Source organism: Shewanella sp. KJ2020 (assembly GCF_024197625.1).
In the GTDB taxonomy this organism is placed as follows: Bacteria; Pseudomonadota; Gammaproteobacteria; order Enterobacterales; family Shewanellaceae; genus Shewanella.
The window spans coordinates 198,603-217,530 of sequence record NZ_JAKUKD010000008.1 but is presented as its reverse complement, the minus strand read 5'-3'; the positions used below and the strand labels follow the sequence as shown (position 1 = coordinate 217,530).

At 46.3% G+C, this 18,928-nt stretch carries 19 protein-coding genes and 1 pseudogene; 11 read left to right on the top strand and 9 right to left on the bottom strand.

From position 1 onward, the window contains the following. Positions 1 to 177 precede the first annotated feature (177 nt). Together MJO46_RS05230 and MJO46_RS05225 are read right to left on the bottom strand one after the other, a co-directional pair. Positions 178 to 726, bottom strand: a complete 549-nt coding sequence (locus tag MJO46_RS05230) for a DUF1415 domain-containing protein (protein WP_253988404.1) — start codon at positions 724 to 726, stop codon at positions 178 to 180. A 26-nt stretch (positions 727 to 752) separates the two neighbouring features. Continuing rightward, a complete protein-coding gene (locus MJO46_RS05225) occupies positions 753 to 1,346 on the bottom strand; it encodes a LysE family translocator (RefSeq protein WP_253988403.1) in 594 nt (197 codons plus the stop codon). 315 nt (positions 1,347 to 1,661) lie between these two features. Here MJO46_RS05225 and MJO46_RS05220 point away from each other — a divergent pair, with 315 nt between their 5' ends. Next, positions 1,662 to 2,267 (top strand): DUF4136 domain-containing protein, encoded by a 606-nt coding sequence (locus MJO46_RS05220; RefSeq protein WP_253988402.1) that lies wholly within the window; start codon positions 1,662 to 1,664, stop codon positions 2,265 to 2,267. 222 nt (positions 2,268 to 2,489) lie between these two features. Beyond that, the gene (locus MJO46_RS05215) at positions 2,490 to 2,885 is read left to right on the top strand and encodes a VOC family protein (protein WP_253988401.1); all 396 of its coding nucleotides are present in this window, start codon (positions 2,490 to 2,492) and stop codon (positions 2,883 to 2,885) included. A gap of 112 nt (positions 2,886 to 2,997) precedes the next feature. Here MJO46_RS05215 and MJO46_RS05210 read toward each other — a convergent pair whose 3' ends face one another. Beyond that, on the bottom strand, positions 2,998 to 3,567 hold the full coding sequence (locus MJO46_RS05210) for a hypothetical protein (protein ID WP_253988400.1): 570 nt from the start codon (positions 3,565 to 3,567) through the stop codon (positions 2,998 to 3,000). 233 nt (positions 3,568 to 3,800) lie between these two features. Then, positions 3,801 to 4,625 (bottom strand): DUF2797 domain-containing protein, encoded by an 825-nt coding sequence (locus MJO46_RS05205; RefSeq protein WP_253988399.1) that lies wholly within the window; start codon positions 4,623 to 4,625, stop codon positions 3,801 to 3,803. A gap of 243 nt (positions 4,626 to 4,868) precedes the next feature. Between MJO46_RS05205 and MJO46_RS05200 the strand changes: the two genes are divergently transcribed. Together MJO46_RS05200 and MJO46_RS05195 are read left to right on the top strand one after the other, a co-directional pair. Beyond that, positions 4,869 to 6,029, top strand: a complete 1,161-nt coding sequence (locus MJO46_RS05200) for an alpha/beta hydrolase (RefSeq protein ID WP_253988398.1) — start codon at positions 4,869 to 4,871, stop codon at positions 6,027 to 6,029. A 95-nt stretch (positions 6,030 to 6,124) separates the two neighbouring features. Continuing rightward, positions 6,125 to 7,012 carry a DMT family transporter gene (locus MJO46_RS05195; protein WP_198782937.1) on the top strand — a complete coding sequence of 296 codons (888 nt, stop codon included), beginning with the start codon at positions 6,125 to 6,127 and terminating at the stop codon, positions 7,010 to 7,012. Positions 7,013 to 7,100: 88 nt separating this feature from the next. On the opposite strand, the gene MJO46_RS05190 is transcribed toward MJO46_RS05195, so the two are convergent. Continuing rightward, on the bottom strand, positions 7,101 to 7,601 hold the full coding sequence (locus MJO46_RS05190) for a glycine cleavage system protein R (RefSeq protein WP_253988397.1): 501 nt from the start codon (positions 7,599 to 7,601) through the stop codon (positions 7,101 to 7,103). Between the two features lie 199 nt (positions 7,602 to 7,800). Here MJO46_RS05190 and MJO46_RS05185 point away from each other — a divergent pair, with 199 nt between their 5' ends. From MJO46_RS05185 to phoU, 4 genes are all read left to right on the top strand, one after another. Continuing rightward, a complete protein-coding gene (locus MJO46_RS05185) occupies positions 7,801 to 10,059 on the top strand; it encodes an ABC transporter permease subunit (protein WP_253988396.1) in 2,259 nt (752 codons plus the stop codon). A 59-nt stretch (positions 10,060 to 10,118) separates the two neighbouring features. Then, positions 10,119 to 11,777 carry a phosphate ABC transporter permease PstA gene (gene pstA, locus MJO46_RS05180; RefSeq protein ID WP_253988395.1) on the top strand — a complete coding sequence of 553 codons (1,659 nt, stop codon included), beginning with the start codon at positions 10,119 to 10,121 and terminating at the stop codon, positions 11,775 to 11,777. A gap of 33 nt (positions 11,778 to 11,810) precedes the next feature. After that, positions 11,811 to 12,629, top strand: coding sequence for a phosphate ABC transporter ATP-binding protein PstB (gene pstB / locus MJO46_RS05175; protein ID WP_023267463.1), 819 nt, complete (start codon positions 11,811 to 11,813; stop codon positions 12,627 to 12,629). Positions 12,630 to 12,702: 73 nt separating this feature from the next. Beyond that, positions 12,703 to 13,413 carry a phosphate signaling complex protein PhoU gene (gene phoU, locus MJO46_RS05170; RefSeq protein WP_253988394.1) on the top strand — a complete coding sequence of 237 codons (711 nt, stop codon included), beginning with the start codon at positions 12,703 to 12,705 and terminating at the stop codon, positions 13,411 to 13,413. A gap of 223 nt (positions 13,414 to 13,636) precedes the next feature. Here the strand turns inward: phoU and MJO46_RS05165 are convergent. The 3 genes and pseudogenes from MJO46_RS05165 to MJO46_RS05155 form a co-directional block, all read right to left on the bottom strand. Beyond that, a pseudogene (locus tag MJO46_RS05165) lies at positions 13,637 to 14,080 on the bottom strand (alpha-amylase family glycosyl hydrolase); the annotation flags it as partial. Positions 14,081 to 14,101: 21 nt separating this feature from the next. Further along, positions 14,102 to 14,470, bottom strand: coding sequence for a hypothetical protein (locus tag MJO46_RS05160; RefSeq protein ID WP_253988393.1), 369 nt, complete (start codon positions 14,468 to 14,470; stop codon positions 14,102 to 14,104). Positions 14,471 to 15,656: 1,186 nt separating this feature from the next. After that, the gene (locus tag MJO46_RS05155; protein ID WP_253988392.1) at positions 15,657 to 16,883 is read right to left on the bottom strand and encodes a DUF3644 domain-containing protein; all 1,227 of its coding nucleotides are present in this window, start codon (positions 16,881 to 16,883) and stop codon (positions 15,657 to 15,659) included. A 120-nt stretch (positions 16,884 to 17,003) separates the two neighbouring features. Here MJO46_RS05155 and MJO46_RS05150 point away from each other — a divergent pair, with 120 nt between their 5' ends. Together MJO46_RS05150 and MJO46_RS05145 are read left to right on the top strand one after the other, a co-directional pair. Next, a complete protein-coding gene (locus MJO46_RS05150) occupies positions 17,004 to 17,174 on the top strand; it encodes a hypothetical protein (protein WP_253988391.1) in 171 nt (56 codons plus the stop codon). Then, positions 17,167 to 17,355: a hypothetical protein gene (locus tag MJO46_RS05145; RefSeq protein ID WP_253988390.1), complete on the top strand. Its 189-nt coding sequence runs from the start codon at positions 17,167 to 17,169 to the stop codon at positions 17,353 to 17,355. The genes MJO46_RS05150 and MJO46_RS05145 overlap by 8 nt, the downstream gene beginning before the upstream one ends. A gap of 292 nt (positions 17,356 to 17,647) precedes the next feature. Here MJO46_RS05145 and MJO46_RS05140 read toward each other — a convergent pair whose 3' ends face one another. Further along, positions 17,648 to 18,043, bottom strand: a complete 396-nt coding sequence (locus MJO46_RS05140; RefSeq protein ID WP_253988389.1) for a VOC family protein — start codon at positions 18,041 to 18,043, stop codon at positions 17,648 to 17,650. Between the two features lie 158 nt (positions 18,044 to 18,201). On the opposite strand from MJO46_RS05140, the gene MJO46_RS05135 reads away from it, so the two are divergent. Beyond that, positions 18,202 to 18,807: a DUF502 domain-containing protein gene (locus MJO46_RS05135; protein ID WP_253988388.1), complete on the top strand. Its 606-nt coding sequence runs from the start codon at positions 18,202 to 18,204 to the stop codon at positions 18,805 to 18,807. Positions 18,808 to 18,928: the final 121 nt, after the last annotated feature.

The following is an 18,928-nucleotide window of genomic DNA, read 5'->3' as shown; positions in this document are numbered from 1 at the left end:
CAAAAATGTAACATTGTGAAGGTGTAAAAAAATAGTGACAGATTTTATGGGGATAAATAGGGGGTTGGTTGTCGCGTGTTGAGGTAAGCGGATGAAGCTAATGGATTTTTAATGCATTAGCTCTTGGGATGTTTGGGGGTGGCGGGCTTAAAAAGTGATCTAAATAAGCAATGTAGGTTATTTACCCATGCACTCTGCTAACAGCTTGATGAAAAAGTCGCTGCCTTTGCGCTCGCAAAAGGCGATATTGCGCTCTGGAATAGATTCGGGATCGGTATAGCTGGCTAAGGCTAATTCCATGCTGGCTTCGCGGATAATATGCAGAGTTGGATAGGGCGCGCGGTTGGTAAAATTGGCCGGGGCGTCCTGTGGTTCACCATCGAAACAGTAATCGGGGTGGAAGGTGGCGAGTTGATAAACACCTTCATACTCGTTGTCGATTAACTCGTCATTCGCCAGATCGACAAGGTCGAGGAAGGCATAAAAGCCCTCAAAACCTCGGGGCAGAATAAACAGTGTGGTTTCGGCGTCGGGGTGCGTGTCGAGATATTGGCATTCTTCGATCAATGCCTTAAGCACAGGCTTAACTTTAGTCTGCTCCACCACATGATAGCGAATACTGCCACGCTCGACTTCTCGTCTGGCGAAGGGGCAAATATTGTATTTCATGATCACTTTTTTGACCCAGTTATCGGTTTGTTGGGTGATCATGTCGATTTCGTGCATGGTGGTCGTTTGCTCTTGCTTAAAAATTAGGGGGCAATCATAGGGATGATGGACGCCACAAGCAAGACTGCCATAGTGATATTAAAGATCTTCTGTTGGCGCTCATTTTTTAAAATGCGTTTAAGGGCCACGCCAAAACCCAGCCAAACCACGGCGCAGGGGAAGGCGACACATAAAAATACCGCCGCAATAGTAATCACTTGCGGAGTTAAATCTTGCTGTACTGACGTGAATGTCGCAATTGCGCCCACGGCCATAATCCAACCCTTAGGATTTACCCATTGAAAGGCCGCCGCTTGCATAAAACTAAAGGGTTTAGCCACGGTTTTACCTTCCATCTTGCTACTGCTGTTGGCAATCAGCCAAGAGAGATACAAAAGGTAACCTATACCAACGACTTTAATGATTTGGTGAATGATAGGATAGGCTTGGAACAGTGCGCTTAAGCCTAAGCCAATCGCCAAGATCATGGTTGGGAAGCCAAGGCTGATGCCCATCAGATGCGGAATACTGCGTTTAACGCCAAAATTAACGCCCGATGTCATTAACATTATATTGTTTGGCCCAGGGGTTATCCCCGAAGAAAAGGCAAACAGCGCGATAGCGAGTATTAACTCCATAGATAGATCTCACACCTTTCGTTTTGGTTTTATGACATTGTGATTTAAGGGGATGTAGCTGACTGCAAATTAACTGCCGATAATAGAGCAATCCATCTATCCTAAGCCTTTGCAGGCGAAGCATTCTAGCGGTTAAAGAGCACCGCGCCTATACGGCATGGCGAGTTTATAAAGTAAAAATAATAACAAAATATGTTTAGGCGATACCCTATCGGGATAAACGGATTTAACACTATGATGCATATTGACTTTCGGTCTTAGAAATAACAACTATCCTTAAGTTTTCAAAAATAATAGAGGTAAGGGAGCAAGAGTATGAGTGCACTACAGCAAGTTTGCCGCCAATTCGTATTACTCGTGTGTGGCCTACTGAGTCTGACGGCCTGTGTGAGTATGGATGACAACGAACAACCGCTCAGAACCACCATAGTCATGTCGGGGGATCTGAGTCAGCTACCGTCATCTGCTATGACCTACAGTTGGCATCCGCAGTTGCAAAAAATCTTTGTTGACGACCGCTTGGATAAGCAAGTCGTATTGAAACATATGCAAGATACCCTCAAAAAATCCATGTTGAGTAAGGGTTATCGCTGGGTTGAAGATCCACAGTTGGCGGATTTCCAGGTGGGGTTTGGTGTCGCCATGGGAACTGAAATGACGGATGAGCAAATTTTAGCCGCCGCAGGGCTAGTCGCAGGCCTATCGACCGAGGGGGTTAATACTAAAAAATATGATAAAGGTTCGATTCTTATCAGCTTTTTTAGGCCCATAGGCGTTGCCGGACAACCCTATGAAATGGTGTGGCGGGTATTAGCCCAAGGTTTTGCCAATATTAAAGATATGGATGAGCTTACGGAGAGGTTTGATGGATTAGTTGAGGAAATGTTGTTAACCCTGCCAGCGACCCAAGTGGTGCAATAAAGGCGATGCAATAAAGCGGTTATCAGTGTTGAATATTTAAGGCGAGTAACATACTCGCTTTATATTTAGCGCGTATAGATTCGGTAAGTGTAGGGGAGCAGTTACCTCAAGCAACATTCCAACATCCCGTACAGTGAGTTTTTGGGAACTATTTTCGTGTTGTAACAATTATATGCTGGACAAGGTGTTACGTCCGGTTAGCACTTATAAAGGGAGATTATTATGACTCAAAGCATCTTTGTTAATTTGGCCGTCGAGAGCGTTCAGGATTCTCGCGCTTTCTACTCAGGTCTTGGTTTTGGCATCAATGAGCAATACAGCAATGAGCAGGCTGCCTGCGTCGTCATTGCGGATAATATTTATGTGATGTTGCTGGCTAAGCCGTTCTTCTCAGGTTTTACCGATAAGCCGATTGCCGATGCCCGCACCACGACAGAAGTGCTCAACTGTCTTGACTGCGAAAGTCGGCAACGTGTCGACCAACTAGTTAAGCTCGCAGAGCAACATGGCGGTAAAGCCTATCGTGAAGCCAAGGATCAGGGTTTTATGTACGGCCATGCGTTTGAAGATCCCGATGGGCATATCTGGGAACTTGTCTACATGGAAGCGCAAGGTTAGTGCATCCTCTTGCACATTCCTCTAAACCAAGCTTGTCCAATAATAGCGCGCGTTGCGTGAGGCCTAAGCTGTACACAACGCTGCGCGCCTATGTTTAATTAACCAGCCTATCTTAAGCTGACTTATTCCCTCGGTTGGAAATATGAGTCTCAAGAAATTCCTTTATAAAATCAAAATCATCCACATTTATTTCCCTAGGCGTGAACGACACTTGGCCGGAAATGTGGGCAAAGTTGATCGTCAAGGTGCGTATGCCTCTGCGTTTTGAGTATTTTGTACTGGCAATCTCATCCAAAGGAACAAACTGCTGCTTCATCTCAAAAAGATGAAATTCGGCATCGTAAACATGAAAAATGAGGCCTTCTTGATAGATATCAATGTAATAGCCATCTGGCCCCGCTTCGGCTAATTTCCTTTGTTCATTTTTAGCGGCTTTGCCTAGTCTTATCGATTCAGAAATGATCATGAAGACGAAGAAAAATGCCACCACAACGGCTAAAACGACCACAATAGTAAATCCTATATCCCATGGTTCTGTCGAAAGCGATGCGGTCAGTTCCTTCCAAGGACCGCTTGCTATTATCAGCGGGATTATCAAGAGCAAAAATATTCCAGATTGCTTACTACGTAATGTTTGTTGGAATGCACAGCGACGGATAAAATTTTGAGGTCCTTGTTTCATCAAGAATATTCCATATAAAGATGTTTTTTACTTTGGGAAGCCAAGCGCCATTTTCATTCATACGGAGGCAAGGCTTGAGTTCCTCGGGGTAATAATGAAACGGCGGCAATCAATTAGCCTATGCTCTGGCACAGTATCAATACTTCAGCATGAGCCTGTCGAGGTTTCGCTATCAGTGTGTTGATAGCTATGACAGATAGCAACACACTAAGTTGAATAAAAATGAAGATATATTAGTCGGTTAGATCCACGCTCACCTCATAGGCCGTGAATTTACGAATGTTAATCACGCCCGTATCGAAGATCAGATACTGGCCTTTAATCCCCTGTAAAATCCCGCTTACCACCCCATTTTTATCGAAGTTGTGGGAAGTGATCTTCTTCGGAAAGGTGTCTATGGGATAATGAATCGGCTGAATCGTTTCATCTAAACGCTCGATACTGTAATCGCCTTTTTGCATGCCGATTTCGTGCAACTTAGCTTCAATTTGCGGGATCAGTTCCGCAGCCTTAGCATTTAAATCGATATCGTCGGCGTGGCCCTTGAGCATCGCTTGCCAATGGGTTTTATCATTAACCAGTTTGGCCAATTCTACTTCGACTAAGCCTGAGAGTTGTCTTGTTGAGACTTTAAAAATCGGCAAACCTTGGGTGGCACCTTGGTCAATCCAGCGGGTGGGTAGCTGCGTATGGCGGGTAATACCGACTTTAACGCCCGAAGTATTTGACAAATACACATAGTGCGGTACAAAACAATGGCTCTGGGCCCACTCAGGTTCGCGGCAAGTGCCTTGATCGAAATGACAGGTTTCTGGCTTCATGATGCACATATCGCAACTGGCGAGTTTTTGCATACAGACAAAACAGTGACCCTGCGAATAACTCTTCTTGCTCTTTTTACCGCAGTTGCAGCAGAAGATATTGCCCGTGTGGGTCAAGGTTAATTTCTTTCCTATCAATGGATTGAGCGGGAGTAACTCATCACCGACAACGAGTTGATATTGCACTAGCTGCGCGTCATCTAACTGTACGCGCATCTTTTTTAGCGTTCCTAACATGGGTGTTCCTAGTTTTTATTATGTCACTGGGTTTGGTAAGACATCCAGCGCACTTATGTATTCGTCATTGCTTGGTGTGCAGTATACAAGATTATCCCGCCGAGTTTAGATAGGAATTCTCGATTGAGAGCCTTACTGCCATTTGTAGCTAATCAGGGCTTTCTCGTGGCGTAATAGTGTTAATAATTTGAGTGTCTTGATAAAAACCAGTAACTTAGCTGCCATTATTCATGGAGGTTAACGATGCGGATTGTATTAGGACTGATTTTTTTCTTGTCGATGCAGGTGATGGCACAGGCAGACAAGATGCAGATCCATTCTGAAATATTGAATGATGACATTAACTTACAAATCAAACTCCCCGAAACCTATGGCCATTCCAGCAATTTTCGTTATCCCGTTTTAGTTGTCTTGGATGGTTCGACACAATTTGAGCATATTGCCGCGAATGTCGGTTTTTTAAGTAGTTATGCCATTATCCCAGAACTGATAGTGGTGGGTGTCAGCTCGAATAATTGCTTAAAGTCGTTTACGCCGACCCAATTAGAACAGTTTAAAGACCGAAGTGGCGGAGCAGAGAATTACAGGCAGTTTTTAGAAACTGAACTACTCAGCAGCTTGAGCCAGAAATATCGCATTGCCGATTACCACATACTGTCGGGACACTCTATGGCTGGACTATTTAGCAGTTATGTGGCTTTGATACCCGATACTCGGTTTAATGCGGTGATATCAATCAGCCCAAGCCTTTGGTGGGACAATAATTGGTTTGTCCGCGAGTCCGCTAAGTTAGCCGTCACCAAACGGACAAAACCCATGCGTTGGTTTTTGAGTATCGCCAGTGAACCCAACGAGATGGCTAGTGCTTTTGCTGCCCAAATCACCCAACTGCAAAATACGCTGGGTAACAGCCCGACAGTGAAGCATCCTTCAGCCCAAATGTTGCAATGGTTTGATAAACGATTCCCCGAAGAAACCCATGACAGTACGCCGCTTATCGGCAATGTTGAGGCATTAAAGACGCTGTTTGCGAGCTGGAATGCGGTGCCCGAAGTCGCGGTGATGCCGTTAAAGGAGTTAAAGCAGTTCTATCACCAGCAAACGGCGGTCTTCGGCTATGAATTTCCGCTTTCTGCCCAGCAGTACAATGTCTATGGTCTCAAGGCCAGCTATGAGCAAAAAACGGCGTGGGGTGTGGAGATTTTACAGGAGGGAACAAAGGTGTTTCCTATGTCTGAGGTGCTTTGGGATAGCTTAGCAACCGCCTACGATCTTGATGGCCAAACCGCTCTCGCGATTGATGCTTCCAACAAAGCGGTGCAGTTGGCAAAGCAATCCGACTCAGTGTTTTTAAATGAAATCTTGAGTCAGGCCAAAAGCCTACAACGCCAGACGCGCCAGTAGGGCGCGGCGTAAAAGCTAACAGTATCGCAACATACTTGGACAAGACCCCCGCATCTGGGTAATCTTGTGATCCCTTTGAATGCCGAGGTTTTATCTTGTCTGCCAACCTGTTATTACTGCTTGCCGCCGCCATTTGGGGCTTTGGCTTTGTTGCTCAAACCTTAGGCATGGAACATTTGTCACCCTTTGCCTTTAATGGATTGCGCTTTCTTATTGGCACCTTCTCCCTCGTGCCATTAGTCTGGTTTTTACATAGACAACATAAAATCCATGTGAGCACCCCCAAGGAGTTTGCCATTGGCAGTGGTGTCGTGGGCTTACTGTTATTTGCGGGGGCGTCATTTCAGCAGGTGGGCCTACTCTATACCACAGCGGCGAATGCCGGATTTATCACCGGCTTATATATAGTGTTAGTACCGATCTTGGGGTTGGCACTTAAACATGCCACGGGCGCCAATACTTGGGTAGGCTGCGCCATTGCTGCGCTTGGACTGTATTTTTTAAGTGTTAAAGAGGGTATGACCATAGGTTATGGCGATGCGCTGCAGCTAGTCGGTGCACTCTTTTGGGCGCTGCACATTTTAGCCGTTGATCATTTCGCTAAGCGAATTTCCCCTGTGTTGCTGGCGATGATGCAATTTTTGGTCTGCGGCGTGCTTAGCCTAATGGTATCGGCGGTGATTGAGGTCACGACCCTCGATGGCGTGCTTGCGGCCTGGGGTTCGCTTGCCTATGCGGGGCTGATTTCGGTGGGCATCGCCTACACACTGCAGGTTTTGGCGCAAAAGCATGCTCATCCCGCCCATGCCGCGATTATTCTTAGCTTGGAAACCGTATTTGCGGCCATAGGTGGCATTCTATTTTTAGGGGAAAGTCTAGGGATCCGAGCCTTGTTTGGCTGTGCCTTAATGCTGCTTGGTATGCTGATATCCCAAGTGCCGCTGCGGTATTTGATCAAGTCTAGGCACGAGAAAATCAGTTAATTTATCGTTGAAAACGCCACAGTTTTATTCGCGGCGTTTTATCCGGCGATTGAGCCGCAGCCTTGTCTCTTCGTGAAGTTGGACGCCTTTAACGGCTCAGTTTATCCAGCACTAAATCGTCACCGAGGGAATAGAGGGATTGCACCAGTTGGTCCTCTTGGGCGAGGTCGGTTAAGCCTAAGCCAATAGTGGCCCTAAAGAGGGCGATGCCGGTATGGCCTGCGGTTTCAAATTGGCTGCTAAATTGCTCAATATTGATCCCCAGCGCCGTGATCCTATTCGAAATATCCAGCACCAATCCGGGTCTATCGTAGGCCACTAGGCTATAGGTTAAGCGCTTAATAGGTTTTGGGACTATGGCGGTTTTAGAGTAGGTAAGGCTGAGATTGTCTATGCATTCTAGGGCCTCAATCAACTCATCCATCCGCATTGAGGGAATTTCGAGTAGTAAAATGGCGGCAAAAACCCCGTCGATATGGCGCAGTTCGGAGTCAAGCCAGTTGCCACCATGACGGCTTACCGCATGGGCAATTTGTTCTACTAATCCTTTTCTATCAGGTGCTTGAAGTGTTATTAAGTATCGTATCATGGCAAATGACTCCTATATTTTTGTAAAAGGCACCTGTTTTAAAATTGGGTGTAACACAACTGTCATCTTTGCGTCATATAATCCAACGCACTTAGAATGAAGGATGTTGTTATTGCTCAGTTTACGTTCAAACAGTGTAAGCATAGCAGTTTACGGATCCTAGCGAAAAACTCACAGGCTTTAATAATAGAGGTTCTTAATGGAAAGTCAGGTCACTCAACCTGGTTCTGCACCGCACAGTATGCTTAAAGGCGGGCGTTCGAGTCGCAGGGCATTTAAGGATAAAGCGGCTCAAGTCGGAGTCACTATTGGCGGCACTATGGTGTTTGTAGCCCTATTGCTGATTTTCTTCTATTTGCTGTACGTGATAAAACCCATTTTCGATAGTGCGGATGTCACTCCCGTGAAGAGTGTGGGCTATCAGCATGCCGAGGTAGCGACCTTAATGGTGGGCGCCGATGAGCAAAATGAGGTGCTATATCGTGTGGCCGTTGATGGCCAAGTCGACTTTTACAGCGTTATCGATGGTAGCCTAGTTGCTAGCTTTACTCCGTCTCTGCCTGCGGGCGTGACAGTCACCACCGCCAGCGTTGCCGCGCCGAGTGAGCAGCGTTTTGCCCTGGGTTTAAGTAATGGGCAGGCGCTCGTGATCGGCATTGAGTTTGTTTTAACCTATCCCGATAACAAACGCTTAATCACGCCTAAGTTGCGTTATCCCGCCGGTGAAACCCCTATTACTGTGGATGAGTCTGGCAGTGAACTCCATAAACTGACCTTTACCTATACCTCAGACAAAATGAGTTTTGCCTATCAAGATGATCAGGGTGTTTGGCGTTTGAGCCGCCTCGAAGGTCAAGAAAATATGATGACCGAAGAAGTGGAATGGACCACCACTAACACCATCATTCCCGATGCACCAAAGAAAGTGGCACATCAATTGATGACCCCCGATCAGCGTCAACTGATGCTGCAAATGGGCAATAAAGTGTTTATCTATAATATCCGTGATGCAGAAAACATTGATTTAATGCAAGTGATTGATGCGGAAAAGGATAAGTCTAAGGTCAACAATATCGCCTTGCTTGCGGGTGCAAGTTCCATTCTGGTCAGTTATGACTCTGGGATGGTGACTCAGTATTTCCAAGTGAATGGTCCAAAAGGGCGTTTATACCAGGAAATTCGTGAATTTAACGATTTAGCGCCTATCGCGTCTATTGCCTCGGAGTTTTACCGTAAGAGTTTTGCCGTAGTCAGCCCAGAGGGAGAATTGTCCCTGCTTTACACTACGAGCCAACGTGAACTGTTTGATGAAAAGTTTGATATTAAAAATCCCGGTGTGATGGGCTTTAGTCCGCGCTCTAACGGCATAGTCGTCGAGGCCGATAAAAAGCTGAATATTTTCCATGTGGAGAACTCACACCCTGAGGTTTCTTGGAGCGCGCTGTGGAATAAGGTGTGGTACGAGGGATATCCAGAGCCTCAATTTGTGTGGCAATCCACCTCGGGCAGCGATGATTTCGAGGCTAAGTTAAGCCTAATGCCATTGGCCTTCGGTACTATGAAGGCGGCGTTTTATGCCATGTTATTTGCCGTGCCATTGTCCATCGCTGGCGCTATCTATACCGCTTATTTTATGTCACCTAAAGTGCGCGGCCTTGTCAAACCGACAATCGAAATTATGGAAGCCTTACCGACGGTTATCCTCGGCTTTTTAGCGGGTCTGTGGTTAGCGCCACTGATTGAAGAACACCTCCCCGGCATCTTGATTTTACTTATTCTCTTGCCGACTTCTATTCTCGGCTCGGCCTATGGCTGGAGCAAGTTGCCCGGCAGGTGGAAACAACGTTTACCCGAGGTTTATCAAGAGCTGATGCTGATCCCGGTGATTTGTTTTGTGGGTTGGTTCTCCTTTGCGATAAGTCCCATGATTGAAGTGGCGCTATTTGATGGTAACACTCGCCAATTTATCACCAACGAGTTAGGGATCACCTTCGACCAACGTAATGCGCTGGTGGTGGGTATCGCCATGGGCTTTGCGGTGATCCCAACGATATTCTCGATTGCCGAAGATGCGATTTTCTCTGTGCCTCGCCACCTGTCCAACGGCAGTTTGGCCTTGGGCGCAACGCCTTGGCAGACACTGACTAGGGTGGTCTTACTCACCGCAAGTCCGGGGATTTTCTCGGCGGTGATGATGGGCCTTGGCCGCGCTGTGGGTGAAACTATGATCGTGTTAATGGCAACGGGCAACACCGCCATCATGGAATGGAGCGTGTTTGAAGGTATGCGTACCCTGGCGGCTAACATCGCGGTGGAAATGCCAGAGTCGGCTATCGGCAGTTCCCATTACCGGGTGCTCTTCCTTGCGGCATTTGTGCTGTTCGTCTTTACCTTCTTCTTTAACACCATTGCAGAAGTGGTGAGACAGCGTCTACGTGAACGCTATAGCTCGCTGTAACGGAGATAAGATAATGACTTTAAATACTATTTCGCCAGTGACCTTGAGAGGTTTGTGCAATGGGTAAGTGGGTAAAATCAGGCTCGCCATGGATTTGGATGACGGGCGGCGCGGTGAGCATCAGTTTGATTGCAGTACTAGGCTTATTACTGCTGATTGCATGGCGCGGATTAAGCTATTTTTGGCCTGCGGATATTTATCAATGGGAACTTGAAGATAGCAGCGGAAACCGTTCGACCTTAATCGGTGAAATCTATGATAGGGAAGAAGTCCCCAGCGAGCGTTTGATTGCCGCCGGACATGTGTTTAAGCAAGACCCTGGCGAGTTTGTGACACGTTACTTAGTCAAAACTGGTAACCGTGAATTTGTCGGCCTAGATTTCCGCTGGATATTAGCAACGGATATTCTTAGCCGTACAACGCCTAGCGATGTAGCCATGATTGAGCGGGCAAAAAACGGTAACTTTTACGGTTATCCCGTGGCCGTGATTGAAAATGGCAAACGCTTAGATCTAGTAAACGATGCCATCGAATCCTCCTTAAATGAGCATATTGAGCGAGCGGTGTCGCTGTCGGATAAAGCGCTAAAACTGCAGAAGCAAGATATTGGTGCCATTAACTATGCGATTGAAAAACTGCGTTTAAAAGAGCGCCGTTACGAGCTAGATGGGGAACTCACCGACAGCCGTAAGTTAGAACTGGCTGCGGCGAAGGAGGCATTGCAACAAGATTACCTCGTGCTGGAGAAAGAGCTATTCGCCCTGAGGGACGAAGCGGCCCGTGACGCTGTGCTTGTCCGCGATATGCGCGGCGTCGAGGTCGAACTTAAGCTAGATACAGTGCTAGATGTCAGCTATGTCAATCACTTAGGTTTGATGGGGAAAATCAGCCATTGGTTTATTGGCATGGGGCGTTTTCTTGTGGATGACCCCCGCGAGGCCAACACTGAGGGCGGCGTTTTCCCAGCTATCTTTGGCACTGTTTTCATGGTGTTACTGATGGCAGTTATAGTGACGCCATTTGGGGTTGTCGCCGCCATCTATTTACATGAATACGCGAAGAAAGGCCCTATCACTAAGATGATCCGCATCGCGGTGATCAACTTAGCGGGCGTGCCCTCGATTGTGTACGGTGTGTTTGGTTTAGGCTTCTTCGTTTATATGATGGGTGGTTCAATCGACCAGTTATTCTATGCCGAAGCCTTACCCGCGCCGACCTTTGGCTCACCTGGGGTGATTTGGTCTGCATTAACCCTAGCGATTTTGACCTTGCCTGTGGTGATTGTCTCGACCGAAGAAGGGTTGAGCCGTATTCCGAGCGCGGTGCGCCAAGGCAGTTTGGCGCTTGGGGCAACTAAGGCCGAAACCCTGTGGCGGATTGTGATCCCAATGGCGAGCCCTGCGATTATGACCGGACTGATTTTAGCGGTTGCCCGCGCCGCCGGTGAAGTGGCTCCGCTGATGTTGGTGGGTGTGGTGAAATTAGCGCCGACATTACCATTAGATTTAAACTTCCCGTTTGTGCATTTAGAACGTAAATTCATGCACTTAGGGTTCCATATTTATGATGTGGGCTTCCAGAGTCCTAACGTTGAAGCGGCACGTCCTCTGGTATACGCAACGTCCTTCTTGCTGGTGACTGTGATTGTCGCGCTGAACTTGACGGCCATTAGTGTGCGTAACCACTTACGTGAAAAATATCGTTCGCTTGAGCATTAATCAGCGATTATCCTGAAAGTATTAGGACTGAATATGATTTCTATAGATTCGACAGCAATGAAAACCAACAACTTTGACTTAGCCAACTTGAGCCAGAACGATACCGCACTGGAGATCCGTAACTTAGACCTGCGCTATGGTGATAAACAAGCACTGTTTAATGTGTCGATGAAGATCCCCAAGATGCAAGTGACGGCCTTTATCGGCCCCAGCGGTTGTGGTAAATCCACCTTACTGCGCTGCATTAACCGCATGAACGACTTAGTCGATAACTGCCATATCGACGGCGAAATATTGCTGCATGGTCAGAATATTTACGACAAGAAAATCGATGTGGCCGCACTGCGCCGCAACGTAGGCATGGTGTTCCAGCGTCCTAATCCATTCCCTAAGTCGATTTATGAGAACGTAGTGTATGGCCTGCGCCTCCAAGGCATTAATAACCGCCGTGAATTAGATGAGGCGGCGGAGCGTTCACTGCGCGGCGCCGCCATTTGGGACGAAGTCAAAGACCGTCTGCACGATAACGCCTTTGGTTTATCTGGCGGTCAGCAGCAACGTCTGGTGATTGCCCGCGCGATTGCGATTGAGCCTGAAGTTTTACTGCTCGACGAGCCAACCTCGGCCCTTGACCCGATCTCAACCTTGACGATTGAAGAGCTGATCACCGAGCTAAAAACCAAATACACAGTGGTTATCGTGACCCATAACATGCAACAGGCGGCGCGGGTGTCGGATCAAACCGCCTTTATGTATATGGGCGAATTAGTGGAATACGCCGATACCAATACCATTTTCACTACGCCGAAAAAACGTAAGACCGAAGACTACATTACCGGCCGTTACGGTTAATCAGTGATCAAATAAACGCCACTGTCTAGGCGAGAGCCTAGACCTTGAAACAGTTGAGTAAAAGGTTGGCCAAATGGAAAATATGAATTTAAGTAAGCACATCTCAGGGCAGTTTACCGCTGAGCTGGATGATATCCGCAACCGCGTCCTGGCTATGGGCGGCTTGGTTGAACGTCAGTTAGAGCAAGCTATCGATGCCCTAAGCACCTTGGATGCCGAGCTTGCCCAGCGAGTGATCGATGGCGACCATAAAGTCAACGGTATGGAAGTCTCTATCGACGAAGAATGCACCCGCATCATCGCTAAGCGTCAACCCGCGGCGAGCGACCTACGTTTGATCATCGCCATTTCAAAATCCATTGCCGATCTGGAGCGTATTGGTGATGCCTGTGTGCGTATTGCCAAGGCCGCATTAGATAAGCGTTTGAATAATCAGCAGCCATTATTAGTCAGCATTGAAAATATGGGCCGCCATGCGACCCGTATGTTACATGCGACCCTCGATGCGTTGGCGCGTATGGATGCCGATTCTGCACTGGAACTGCATAAGGAAGATGCCAAGCTAGACCGCGAATACGAAGGCATTATCCGTCAATTGATGACCTATATGATGGAAGATCCACGCTCAATCCCAGACATATTAGACGTACTGTGGGCGGCGCGTGCGGTTGAACGTGTCGGCGATCGCTGTAAAAATATTTGTGAATACATTATTTACTACGTCAAAGGCAAAGACGTTCGCCATACTTCCTACGAAGATATGGAAAAGGATATGAAAGGTTAAACGCCTTTTATCACACTGTTGAATCAAAAAGCGCTCTGCCTAATCCGCAGAGCGTTTTTATTTTAAGGTGTTCAAATGGAAAAGGGCATTAGCCTAAACTGTCGGTTTGAAGGAGATACCCTGTACGCTTTGGAACAAAAGTGAGCTGAATTTTTCGCGGAATTATCTCCATTTTGGATAAACAAGAATAATCCCAAACGCTGAATTGTCAGCAGTGATGCGCTTAAGGATGTAACGCTTGGCTTGACGCTTTGCCTTTACACCATTTGCCGCAGTTATGCTGCTTTTTAAACTCGCACATGCTATCCCATCGACCGCTTATACCACTGTATTGATGGTGAAACTCTTTAGCTGAAGTAAGCCAAGCAGCGGGCGCAATGCCTAATTTATTGAGCAGTTTTGGCCCTTGATTATCGATATAACCTTTTTTATCAAGACGAATGGATCTGCCAGTCCAATCAATCAGTTCGAGATAATCGGCAAAATGAAACGGAATGCTAGGTTGCTGACTTAAATATGTTGAACCATCAAACTTGGTAAGGGACTTGTGTGTTATTTGCGGTCGTTTATTTGCGGATTGGGCCAGTATATTAAGTGAGGGAAAAGCGACATTTTGCGGGTTTAGCGAGCTAATTCGCGCTTGAGAAACCCGCTCCGTCGTTGGCAGCGGGGCTCGCCTGACGAATATTTACTCTGCATATCCTTTCCGCACTAAGGAAAAGCCAACAACACATTTTGATAAACCCTGACCATCTTGATAACGGAATGCCACCTTCACATTTGGATTATCTAGTGCACCTTGCAATGCATTAAGCTGCTGTTCGTTCAGCACTCGACTGCCACAGGAGGTGCCGCCCCAGCGGTATTCCTCATAAGTACCCGAGGATATTTTGGTGAGTGCTTTACCGTGGTACTGCAAGTACGTATCTGCGCTGGTTGTGTTTATCTCAAGAAAAACCAAGGGGAACTCCTCGGTATCCTCATCAGCTTGCACGCTGGTGGCTAACAGCCCGGAAATAACCGCTGCCGATAAGCCAATTACTTTTGCCAGTTTCATCTTTGACCTCCATTTTTATCTGCATTTGATAAATCAGATTAAACGTAGGTCTAAAGTTGTAGGCATGCCAGTTTGGGGACCATTGGTGCGGGCACAGTTTCGGTTAATCTGTACCATGGATAAGATAACGTATAAAAAATTAATATATAAATACAATAGGTAACGACTAACTGACACTTAACTTTATAGCTTCGGAGTAGAACAGGGGAAAGTTAAAAATAATTGTAAAATTTTAAGTCTGGTCGCTTAACTACAAGCACATCTTGCTATGCAAGTGCCTAGAAAAAGATATGCCTGTATTAAAAAATCTATTAGGGCTGTTAGCTCTGGCTGATAGATGAGCTATGGCATGGATGCCAAAAAGCGGCCATGGAGTGAACGGTAGTCTCGCTAACCACCCTAGCTCACCTGTTTCACATCGGCGTAGCCTGTAGGTTTTAAAGAAGATATGTGACACGCATTGGGACAGATGTGCGTTAGATTTAATGCACTAAAGGTGAGTAATAGCATTATCAAAGTTATGGCAACCTGATTAGATTCTTTGGCTGATATCCACTAACGCAGGCTTGCCATGGTGTTCACTCACCGACACGCAGCAAGTCCATCCGTGGATGCTTGACCGCCCCGTCCATGGGGCGGACGGTCGTCTCGCTAATCACCATGGCTAGCCTATTTGGCATTTGCGTAGTCTGTAGGTTTTAAAGAAGATATGTGACTCGTTTTGGGACAGAAGTGCGTTAAATATAGAAGGGCAAATACCACTAAATGACTTATTGCTTGGTTATTAAGTGCAGGCCCATATTGAAGGGCGAACCATGGTATTTGCTCGACGACACGCAGCTAGTCCATCCGTGGATGCTCGACCGCCCCGTCCATGGGGCAGACGGTCGTCTCGCTAATCACCATGGCTCACCTGTTTAACATCGGTGTAGCCTGTTTGTTTTAAAGCAGATATGTGACTCGTTTCTGGACATAAATGAGTCAGTGGCTTTGCTTGATTAGTGTTTGACGGATTACTTTATATATTGCAAAACGTCAAACCTAGTGGCCAAATTCACTCATCCTCTACAGAGGCGCAGTTTCAAATTCAAAATTTCGAAAGTAGAGCGGTTGGTATAAATCGTACACGACGCCGATGAATAAGCATCCATCGAGAGTCTCACTATCAAACTTTATATCTGACATATCAGCGCTTGTTCCTAAGTTGGCTACGCCTAAATTCCTTAGCAGATTCTAGCCACTTGGGTTGCTTTAAGTTGTCTACAAACCATCTGATGAATTTTTCAGAATAGCGAGGTCTTCCATCAATCACCCAACGCATATCGGACTTTGTCTGATTATTAATTTTGTGTTTATTCAACACGGCCTGAAAAGCACCACTCTTAATTGAAATGGTTACCTGCCGTTTGTTTATTTCGTCAAGGGCATCGTTCATATGGTAGGGGTGAGTAGCATCTGGGTCTTTAGTCTTCGTGATGATAATAGCCCCTTCACCGGCATCACCAACACTAAGCGATAGATCACTTTCATCTTCCCGTTTAACGAGAGCAAGCCTGTAATCAACAGGGATTGAGAACTCTGTAGAATCAATTTTTTTCGATGTTTCGTCAAAACGTTGAATGAATTTTGCTACTGATTGAGCAGCATGTTTACCATACAACTTTTGAATTAATGCTACTTCTGGAGCGGGGCCATCTACTACCAAGCTCAGCATACCCACACTTTGTCCAGCAAGAGGTGCATTCCCCATTTCGTTCCTATAACGTGTTTGATAGTTCAGTACGGTTGCTTGAAAAAGTCGGGATAATTGTGGCTGTAACTCTGGTATCAACAAATGGATGGCGTGGTCACGTAAATCAATAATCGTCTCTAAATTGATTCTGACAGGATCTTTTTCTTGCAGCCTCCGTTTAACCGCATCTGAAATGGATATACTTTTATCCCCATCGTAAAAGATTCTTTCATACCCTTCAGCCTTGAGGATCTCTGCTTTAAGTAGCAGCTCCCAAGCATTGACCATCATGATTGCAAAGGCTTCAACACGATTTTTCATACTTGGTCGGTTATACACCTCCAGCGCCAAAGTGAATGCATCGAGGCTCCGACTAACCAGTTTGTCGTGAAACTGCTCTTCAGGTGTTTTCTGCTTAACCTTTGCTGACTGACTCATTACCGCAAGGAATGCGTCATTTGATAAGGCGCTTATTCCTTCAATACGGTATTTGGTACGAGAATCAGCATGAAAAATGTACTTATCAAGTAACTTCTCATTAATGTACTTGTTGATGGAGTTTTTACTATACGTGGTGCGTTGGGCTACCATCTCTGCGGTAAAGGTAGTGCCGTTGTCTTCAAACTCCCTTAAAACATCAGCCAACGCGATCTGGTTATTATTCCTTGCCAATTTATTCACATCCTTCTGTAGATTTTGATAGAAGCAAGTGTTCTGGTCTAAGCCCTTAGAACAATAGACACTTTTCAGCATTACTAAAATTAAGTCAACAGGCAAGTACCTACCAAAGCTAGTTCAGTCATGCGAAACAAGAAATGGGGCTATAGCTTTTTAGCTAAACGAACAGCAGAAGTGTTAGTTAAGATTGGCATTGTTGCACCAGTGACCGTTGGCGACATGGATGTCGCCGTCGAGCCTATATGGATATATTCACGGCGTGTCACTGGGGAAGCAATGACAATTAATGCGTAATGCGCGTAGCTCAACTGTATTGCTTTGGGGCAATAGCTTTTTAGCTAAACGAACAGCAGAAGTGTTAGTTAAGATTGGCATTGTTGCACCAGTGACCGTTGGCGACATGGATGTCGCCGTCGAGCCTATATGGATATATTCACGGCGTGTCACTGGGGAAGAAATGACAATTAATGCGTAATGCGCGTAGCTCAACTGTCTTGCTTTGGGGCAATAGCTTTTTAGCTGAACGAACAGCTAAAGGGCTCGTGAGGATTGGCATTGTTGCACCAGTGACTTTCTAAAACATGGATGTTTTAGTAGAGCCCTTAGGGACGCTTCTTGTTAAATAAAGGGGCGGCGTGTCACTGGGGAAATAGTGGCTATCAATGCCGTTCAACTGACGATACCTATATCTTTCATGGGTAACTCAATTAAAACCACCTGCAGTTCTGATCGCATCCAGCTCGCAGAACTGACTGATGACACTTTACCTACTGTGCGCAGGCGGGCAGGTATTCGGATAATTCCAACAGATTACAATCAGGGTCACGGATATAGACAGAGTTGATGCGGCCGGTGGCGCCAGTGCGTAACACTGGGCCTTCAATAATCTCAACTTCAAGGCTGTTTAAGTGGTTGATCACTTCTTCTATGTTATGGCTGACTACAAAACACAGATCGGCACTGCCGGGCGTGGCGAGGGCGGCTTTCGGTTCAAACTCGGCGCCCGCTTGGTGAAGATTGATTTTTTGATCGCCAAAACCTAAGGCGATTCGGCCCTGACCAAATACCGACTTTTTCATCCCTAACACGCGTTGATAAAAGTCGACGCTGGCCTCGATATCTTTCACAGTTAACACTAAATGGTCTAGGCGGGTCACGCGCATCTTACTGTCCTCGAGGCTAATTATTGTTATATGGCTTGCTTTGGCCTTACCTTACATCAAGTGCTGGTGCAAAAGTGACACTGTGGTAGCATTTAACGCGTTTTTGGGCGTAAATATTTTATGCCTTTTTTTTATCCCATTGATTAAATGAGACTGTAATGAAGAAAACCTTAGCCCGTGGCTTAATGAATCTGCTCCCCATGGCGCTTAGCCTGTGGCTGTTTTGGTCACTGTTTGTGTCTTTAGATGGTTTAGGGATTTTTATTTTAGAGTTGGTAGGGATTAACCAACGGTTTGTCGGCCTAGGTTTTATGCTGGTGGTGGCCTTAGTCTTTGCGGTTGGCTTACTGTTTTCAGTTAGTCCAATTGTGTGGCTTTATGGTTGGCTTGAGCGCCAGTTGATGCGTTTTCCGCTATTTAAATCGGTTTATGGCAGTATCCGCGATATTGCTTCCTTGATGAATCGTGAAGGTAAGCCGACAAGCCAAAAGACTGTGTTGGTGAGGCAGGCGAATGGCAGTTTTGTGGTGGGATTTATTATGACAGACACGCCACCACAGCCCTTGCTCGATGCATTGCCAGAGGGGGATTGGGTGCCGGTATTATTTCAGCTAAGCTATCAAATGGCGGGGGTGACGAGCCTAGTCAAGCGGGATGATTTGATCCTTGTCGACTGGTCCTTTGAAGAGGCGATGCGTTTTAATTTAACGGCGGGCATTTCACAGACACCTAATTCGGCTACGGTTAATGCTAAACCTGCTTAACGGCTGCTTTGGTATTAAAAATTAAAATAACCTTCTTTTGTGGTATAATTGCATGGCGACTTTGTTGTTCGCCATTTTTTATGCTGATTATTCCAACAAAGCTTAGCGTTATGTGGTGTTA